Source organism: Parafrankia discariae, assembly GCF_000373365.1.
In the GTDB taxonomy this organism is placed as follows: domain Bacteria; phylum Actinomycetota; class Actinomycetes; order Frankiales; family Frankiaceae; genus Parafrankia; species Parafrankia discariae.
The window spans coordinates 22,605-30,377 of sequence record NZ_KB891249.1; the positions used below are offsets into that span (position 1 = coordinate 22,605).

General features: G+C 70.0%; 6 protein-coding genes and 1 pseudogene. 1 reads left to right on the forward strand and 6 read right to left on the reverse strand.

Annotated elements, in window-relative coordinates; translation table 11 throughout:
- Positions 1–678: 678 nt before the first annotated feature.
- From B056_RS0127015 to B056_RS0127040, 6 genes are all read right to left on the reverse strand, one after another.
- A complete protein-coding gene (locus B056_RS0127015) occupies positions 679–1,392 on the reverse strand; it encodes a hypothetical protein (protein ID WP_026240193.1) in 714 nt (237 codons plus the stop codon).
- Positions 1,379–2,989: a vWA domain-containing protein gene (locus B056_RS0127020; protein ID WP_018504973.1), complete on the reverse strand. Its 1,611-nt coding sequence runs from the start codon at positions 2,987–2,989 to the stop codon at positions 1,379–1,381. Before B056_RS0127020 ends, B056_RS0127015 begins: the two co-directional genes overlap by 14 nt.
- A 5-nt stretch (positions 2,990–2,994) precedes the next feature.
- Entirely contained in the window at positions 2,995–4,098 is a 1,104-nt protein-coding gene (locus tag B056_RS0127025; protein ID WP_020572727.1) for a hypothetical protein, read from the reverse strand.
- 402 nt (positions 4,099–4,500) lie between these two features.
- Positions 4,501–5,301 (reverse strand): YhjD/YihY/BrkB family envelope integrity protein, encoded by an 801-nt coding sequence (locus tag B056_RS0127030; protein ID WP_076784784.1) that lies wholly within the window; start codon positions 5,299–5,301, stop codon positions 4,501–4,503.
- Positions 5,302–5,597: 296 nt separating this feature from the next.
- A complete protein-coding gene (locus tag B056_RS0127035; RefSeq protein ID WP_018504976.1) occupies positions 5,598–6,419 on the reverse strand; it encodes an SCO6745 family protein in 822 nt (273 codons plus the stop codon).
- A 254-nt stretch (positions 6,420–6,673) separates the two neighbouring features.
- Positions 6,674–7,096, reverse strand: coding sequence for an ester cyclase (locus B056_RS0127040; protein ID WP_154677262.1), 423 nt, complete (start codon positions 7,094–7,096; stop codon positions 6,674–6,676).
- Positions 7,097–7,621: 525 nt separating this feature from the next.
- On the opposite strand from B056_RS0127040, the pseudogene B056_RS38165 reads away from it, so the two are divergent.
- A pseudogene (locus B056_RS38165) lies at positions 7,622–7,773 on the forward strand (transposase); the annotation flags it as partial.

Below are 7,773 nucleotides of genomic sequence, written 5' to 3' on the forward strand. Positions count from 1 at the left end.
TCGGATATACGAAGACACCAAGAAATAATATTACCAGCCCAAAGAAAAGCCACGACACCTTGGCCACCCACCCAGCCACCAGCCAGCCACGAAAAAGATCGACGAAGACCGGGAGAAATATCACCAGATGTCCTGCAGGAAAATAAAGATCACTACCCAGAGGGCACCGAAAACCGGAGGTTAAAAATCAGATGGCGGTCGGCAATCTCATATTTCACCCTCACCCTCTCTCCGAATTTTCCCCTCTACCGTCCCATCTCTGACCCGGTCCAGCAACTCGATCAGGAGCGGAAAATCAACCCGATACGAGCGAAGAGATCTGAATCCGACCATCGGGCGGATGGGCGGGAGGCTTGCCGAGCGTCGGCTCCCGACGGTTCCGGACCGTGCCGGAATTAATTCACCTCCTCTTTCGCTTCAGCGACAGGCGAAAAGCCCGCGACCACCTGGCCGATCTCGGTCGGGCCGTTTACCTGCGGGTTCGGGTTTGCATTTCCCGCGCCCGCCCATCCGGCGGCCGTGCAGTGAAGCGGGTTGTGATGACCTCGGCGGCGAACGCCGCAAGCCCATCGTCCGGCGCGGATGAACCGGGACGTCTCCTTGCGCAGCCTTGCCGAAAGAAGAGATCGCTCGCGTCTCGTGGGGCCGCACCGACGTCGAGGGCATCGGCTCCGCCAGTCAGCTGTCGCCCAGGGTCAGGTCGCCGGAGGTCCGCCCGAACCGTTCGGCCAGGAAACGGCTCTGGACGGCCAGCCGCTGGGACGCGTCCCAGGCGGCCGACGTCGTGACGTCCTCGGCCGCGGTGGCCAGCAGCTCAAGCTGCTCCAGCAGCAGCTCCCTGGCGGTGAGTCGGCCGTCGACCAGATGGCTGTCGGCGAACGCGCGGGGCAGCTCCAGGTAGGCCTCGACCGAAGTCGGCAGGTAGTCGACCACCATCCGCTCAACCACGAGCGTGTCGGGGGAGCCGGCCCGCAGCAGCGCCGGGCGTTCGAGCAGATCCCGTAGGCCCAGGGTGACCTTTCGGTAGGCCGTCTCGACGTCGGGCGGCAGTTGGTCGAGGAACCGCCGGTCGTGGGCGGCCAGGTCCGACCGCAGCTCCTCCGGGTCGCGAGGCGGAGGCAGGGCACCCGCCCGGCGTCTGGGCGCGGGTGCGACCAGGGCTCCGATCGCGTACAGGGCGGTCACCACGAACGGCCACTCCGGGGCGCCGACGACGCCACCGAAGAACAGGCCGAGCCCTCCGGACGCGGCCACGCAGCCGGCGATGTTCTTCGCCGAGCCGGCGTAGTCCAGGGCTCGTTCGGTGGCCGAGCGATCGTGCCGGGCCGAGCGACCGGGGCGCACTGGACGGCTGTGCCGGGCCGAGCGACCGCGCCGGTCACTGGTAGCCACGGATCTCCTTGAACACGGCGGGCAGCGACGTCGACCCGGCGTCGAAGACCGAGCCGCCGGTTTCGTCGGCGATCTGCTGGAGCGCCTTCGGGTCGGCGTCACCGAACAGCACGGTGAACGTCGGCACGGCGCGCGCGGCCGGCGACAGCGAACGGTGGTGCGCCAGGAAGTCGTCGGCGGAGGCGCCGGTCGTGTTCTCGCCGTCGGTCAGCAGGACCACGGAGGTGTAGTACGTCCCGTCTCGGGCCAGGTCGCCGGCGGCCCGGTCGTAGGCGGCCCGCAGGGCCGAGTAGATCGCGGTGCCGCCGCCGGTCGGGAGTCCCTCGACTTCCTGACGCAGTGCTCGCAGTTCAGCCGAGTCCGGCGAGGGATCGGTGACGGCGATGTCCTCGATCCCGTTGACGGCGTCGGAGAACCGCACCAGAGTGATCTTCTCCCGGGCCCGGAAGCCGGTGAACCGGGAGGTCAGGGAGGAGTCGGCGCCGGTCAGCCCGATCAGGGCCGACCGCAGGGCCTCGATGCGGTCGCCCTCCATCGAGCCGGACAGGTCCAGCACGAAGATCGCGTGGGTGGGGGCGCGGAAGTTGTTGAGGTAGGCCAGGATCAGCTCGTCGGCGACGGCTGCCGTGCCCGGGAAGGGCAGCTCGACCTGGGTGCCCCCGGTGGTGAACCGGGTGTCCAGCGGCACTGTGGGGGTGGCTGGCCGGCGGTTGGTCTGGTCCTGCAAGCGCTGTTGCACGGCCGGGCCGCGCAACCAGTCGGCGACCCGCTGGTAGGCGTCCCGTTTGGCCGGATCGAGCAGCAGCAGCGGGTAGTCGGCGGTGATGATCCCGTCTTTCGGGAAGATCAGCTCCAACGGTTCCCGCAACCGGTGCGAGGCGTTCAGGGACAGCAGCACCGACTCGTAGTTGATCAGACCGTCCAGGCTGTCCTGCTGGCCGACATAGGCATCGCTGAGATAGCCGGAGCTGCCGCCGGTCAGCTTCTGGCCGGAGAAGAAGTCGGTCAGCTCCGTCGGCCTGATGTCAGCCGAGGTCAGGGCGTCGGCCTTACCGGCCAGCGCCGCCGCCACCCCGACCAGGGCCGAGAATCCGGAGTTGGACGACGCCGGGTTGGTCATGCCGTAGCGCAGCTTCCCGGCCCGGGCCGCGGCCGCGATGTCCTTCCACGTCACGTTCGGGTTTCCGGACCAGCCGAGTCGGCGGGCCGTCGACTGGCGGACGCCGAGGACCACCGGCGAACGCATGATCGAGGTCCGGGCGACGGCCGCGTCCGCCCCGCCGGGCAACAGGCGCAGATAACGGTCCGAGGAGAACCAGGCCAGGTCCGTGCCGGCCTGGCGGCGGCCGATCCGGTCGGCCCCGTCCAGCGTGCCGGTGTAGGTGAGGGTGAGCTTGACGCCGGTGTCGTGGCGCAGGTCGTCCAGCATCGGCTCGATGTCCTTCACCTCCGAGCCGGCCAGGACGGTCAGCGTCGTCTTCGGCCCGGCCCCGGCGGCCAGCGGCGGCTCCTCGTCGGAGCAGGCGGGCAGCGCGGCGGCGGCCAGCAGGGCCAGCAGGGCCAGCGCCAGGACACTGCGCCGGGCACGGATGCTCATCAGCCTCAGCTCCCCGCCGGCCCGGCAATGTCAGTGATCATTTTTTCCATGATGTCGTAGGTAGGAGCGTCGACGACGTTCACCAGTGGCGGCGGCTCCGGGATCCCGTTGTCCCGGGCGAAAGCGCTGGCATAGGAGCGGTCCGCGGTACGGAAGCCGTGGCGGACGGCCAGCCGCAGCAGGGTGGCGTCCCCGGTCAGGAGCTCTCCGAGAGCCCGACCGCCGGCGGTGAGACCGACCAGGGTGTGCTTCGAGTAGCTCGTCGGCGACGGGTACATCAGCACCATCTGGGGCGTGGTCGTCTTCGCCACCTGGGCGGCCAGGAACTGCGCCTCGTAGATCATGACCATCGGCCGGGCGCCCATGCCGCCGCTCAGATAGTCCTCGAAGGGCCCCTCGCTGGAACCGTCGGTGAAGCCCTGCTTGGTGAAGGCCGGGGCGAGGAGCCCGGCGACGCGATCGGCGGTGGCCGGATCGGCGACGATGTCGTTCCCGTTCGCCGTGTACGACATGAGGGCGAGGTACATGGCGGCGGAGTTCGAGCTGCGCAGGTCGGTGGAGGAGATGAGCACCGACTTGTCCGTCGGGAACACCGTGTTCCCGGTCAGCTGCGACCACCTGACGTTCTGTCGCAGCGCGTCCAGATACTTCGCCATGTCGAGCTGGTAGTAGTTGTCGTTGATCTTCTGCGCCAGATTGTTGGTGACCAGCAGTTCGGCGAGTGGCTGGAAGGTCGCGATCGCCATCGGGCTGAAGAACGGCACGTAGCCGCGGCCGCCCGTGTCCTGGGCGATCCGGCTGCCCTGGGGGGCCCCGGACGGGAAGGCGAAGTCGTAGGCCTTGGGATTCTCCTTCACCTGCGCCACGATGTCGCGGGAGCCCGCGTAGTCGACCTCGACGCGGTAGCCGGCCCGGGCGAACGCGGCCACGACAGCAGGGTCGTCGAAGAACGGCTGCTTCTCGGATCCGGCGATCCCCCGGACCACGATCACGTCGGGCCTGCCGCCGCCCGTCTCCGATCCCTGGCGGGAGACGACGACCGCGACCACCACTCCCGCCAACAGCACCGCCGCGAGCACCAGGCCCACGGCCCGGCGCGCACCGTTCACGTCGCGTCCCCAGCCTTCCCACGCACGCTCGCGCGGGATCCGGTCTCGCCTCCCGCGCCACCCACAAGGACGAGCCCGATGATGCCGGGAGCCACTCGAAACCACCGTGATCAATCGTCAACCCGACTACGAGGAAGCGATAATCCGCCTGGAGTTCACCCGCGCATCACGCACCGGACACCCTGACGCCACCGCAGGCCGAATCACCCCGCCGGCGCCGTCACCTGAGCGCCTTCTTTCAACCACCCCGCGAGCCCCGCCGGATCCGGTGGGGCGTCCGCGCAGGCACGGGCATACAAGGTCATCATGTGACACAGGTCCGGGCCGACGATCCCCGACGAGTCGTCCGATTCTGCGCCGTCATCGATGGCTCTGGCGCGCCCGGCGAGTACTGCGCGGAGATCATCGAACCCGATCGGCAGCGCATGGGCCAAGGCGCACCGAGCCGCTGCCGTTCTCGCCGAGTCGCAGTGCGAGTCCGTAACCGACCAGCACAACGAGGTGGAGCAGGAAGAGCCAGAAGCCGACCGCGACGGCCGCGCCCACCGGATAGAAGCCACCGAACGGCAGACCGAGATCCAGGGTGAACGGCAGGAAGAGCACGAACCCCTGCACGAACCCCGCGATGAAGGATCCGGTCGTTCCCGCCACGCACAGCGTCGCCGTCCAGGTCGGCCGGCCCGGGCCGAGCACCCGGTAGACGAAGGTCAAGGTCGCGGTCAGTACCAGCCAGTCGACCATGAACGCGACGACCGCACCGAGAGCCGCCGAAAAGCCGCTGTCGGCGAACAGCCGCGCCAGCACCGGCGTCACGAGCAGCACCGGAAGCAGCAGCACCGGCGCGGCGGCCAGAAACGGCAGCACGCTGAGGCGGCCGCGCCATCCGACCAGGTCCTCGCGTCGTCCGGCGAGCCGCACGAACGCCCGGCGCAGCCCTTCGCCGTAGAACGTGGCCGGAACCGCCGCACCCGCCACGACCAACGGCGACATCGTCGTCGCGGCCCGGAACGCCATGTCGACGACCGCGGGCGCGCCCAGACCGCCGGGCAGGGCCTCAGCCAGCGAGCTGCCGAGCTCACAGGTGCGCGCTTCACCGAGCAGCCGGTCGATCATGCTGATCGCGACCAGCACGCCCGGGATCAGCGCGATCGCGGCGTAATAGGTGACTCCGGCGGAAATCAGCGCGAGATCGTGTCCGCGCAGGCCGTCGACGACATCCCGCCCAGCGCGACGACCTGCCGGGCCGTTCTTGTCAGGACGCCTTCCATACCGACAGCGTCTCAGCGCAACGGCCCGGCCCTTGCGCGCCCCTCGCCCTCGCCGCCGCCTGCCCGGTCGCCGTCCTCGCGGGAGTGGGCGGACGGGACATCCGGCCGTTCCCGTCGCCCCAGGGGCGGACGGACACCAGGCGCGGAGGCGCCATCGCCGCCCACACCAGCGGATGGGCGCCGTCGTCGGCGTCGTCGGCGGGGCCGGGGGGCGGGGCGGGGCATGGCCGGCTACGGGCCCGGAGTGGTGACGGCTCGGGTGATCGGGGCCAGCAGCGTGGCGGCGCGGTCGACGGCGGCCGGGCCGAGGGCGTCCCACACCGGGCTCGCGAGGCGGTCCGTCGTCGCCTCCAGCTCGTCGGCGGCGGCCAGGGAGGCCTCGGTCGGCGCGTCCTCGGGGTCGAGCCAGCCACGGGCCCGCAGCCGGTCGGCCGCGGCCGACCACTCGTCCTCGGTCCAGCCCCGGATCCGCTGGTAGAAGGCGCGGTCGGGGCCGCCCCGGCTGGTCCGCCAGACGAGACTCTCCAGGCCGTCGACACCGGCGGTGACCAGTGCGGCGGCGTGGCCGTCGCCCCGGTGCTCCCGCAGGACGGTGGCCGCCTGCCAGACGGTGCCGAGCGGGTCGTCGGGCCAGGGCAGCGCGGCGTTCGCGGCACCCAGCACCCGGCCGGCGACCGACACGCGCTCGGCCGCCGAGCGCAGCAGCGTGGCCAGTTCGGCCAGCTCGTCCGCGGCGGTCGCCGCGACGTGCGGAGCGAGTGCCGCGCGGGCGCCGTCGAGCCGGACGGCCAGTGCCTTCTCCGGGGGGATCCTGGTCCAGACCTCCGGCACCGCCCTGGCCACCATGGCGGGCGAGTAGCCGTAGAAGGCCGCGACGACCGGCCCGGCCTCGACCGGCCCCAGCGGTGCCGACCGGCCGGCGAAGTAGGCCCGCCACGGGCTGCGCAGCCCGGCGTCCGCCCACACCGCCAGACTGGCCGGTGTGGAGAAGCTGACCACGTGCACCGGTTCGAACAGCTGCCACATTCTCCGCGCCACGGTCATCTCGGCCATGAGCCCACACAATCCCGCCGGTCAGGGCGGGGTCAAGAAGTGTGCCACCGGCTCGGAGCGCGTCTCCACCCGGAATGTCAGGTGGTCCAGGCCGGTCCGGTGTGGTTCGAAGGACTCCCCCGGCATTGGCCTCGTGTCGCTGGAACTGCGCGATCGCGCCGCTCGGGTGGGCGCATCCGGTTGCCTGCCGGCCTTCACCGCTCGCCTCGCCTCGGGCCCAGACTGTGGGCCGACGAGACTGTGGGCCGACGAGGCTATGGGCCGACGAGGCTGACCGCACCGAGCTGCGTCAGCAGGCCCAGCTCGTCCGGCACGGTCCAGACCTCGGCCACCCGGCCGTCGGTGACGTGCAGGATGTCGATGACCCGAGCCTCGAAGACACGCCCGGTCGGTGCGAGCTCGCCCAGCGGGGTGACCCACGTCCCCGTGTGCCGGCCACGCAGCAGGAAGACCACCACCTCCCGGTCGGGAGCCTGGACGTGGTCCAGTATCTCGTGATCGATCTCGGAGAAGGCCGCGTGCAGACCTCCGGCCCGCTCCGCCAGCTGGGAGACCGTCATGGCCGTGCCGTTGACGACCACGGGGTCGGTGTACAGCTCGCCGAACGCCTTTTCCGCGGTGTCCTCGGCGGGCGGACTGGACCACAGGGCCATCAGTTTCGACACCAGATCGGTCACGAAGATCACGTCCTTCCAGTCTTTTTTGTGGTGGAGAAAACGACCTTTGAGAGCGGCTTCCAGGTCACCGTCTGCCCCGACATGATAAAGACCCCCGCCTCCGCCCTGCGCTGGGACGCCAGCACCGCCCCCACGCCGGCGGACCCGTCGCCCACCAGGCGAGGCCGCTGGGGTCGAGTGTCAGAGAGCTCGTGTTCCAGCTTGTTGCTGAGCGACAGGACGGCCAACCGCACGAGGCCGAGGCCGTGCTCGGCGAACAGAAGGCCGATCGACGCCTGAGGGCAGGCTGCGCCAGCGTTGCGTCGCCGGTCCGCTTCTCCACGTTCAGGCCTCCTGGAACCCGTCAGGAGACAGGCGGCCCGCGATGGTCGACCGGGCCGCCGAAAGCCACGACGTGGTCATTGGTTGTGTTCGCATACCTCTGAGTGCCTGTCCTGAATCTTGGTTGTGTGGGCCGCATGTGGCCCATTCCTGATCTTCCTGGTGTGGCGGGCCAGGCTGGGAGGGCGGGTTCGCCAGGGTCCGGACATGGCGCGATCGCACCGGTATCCGTCGGATCTGTCCGATGAGGAGTGGGCCTACGTCCAGCCGTTGCTGCCTCCGGTCCCGAAAGACGGCCGGCCCGAGAAACACGACCGGCGCGACATCGTGGACGCGATCCTCTACGTAACCCACAA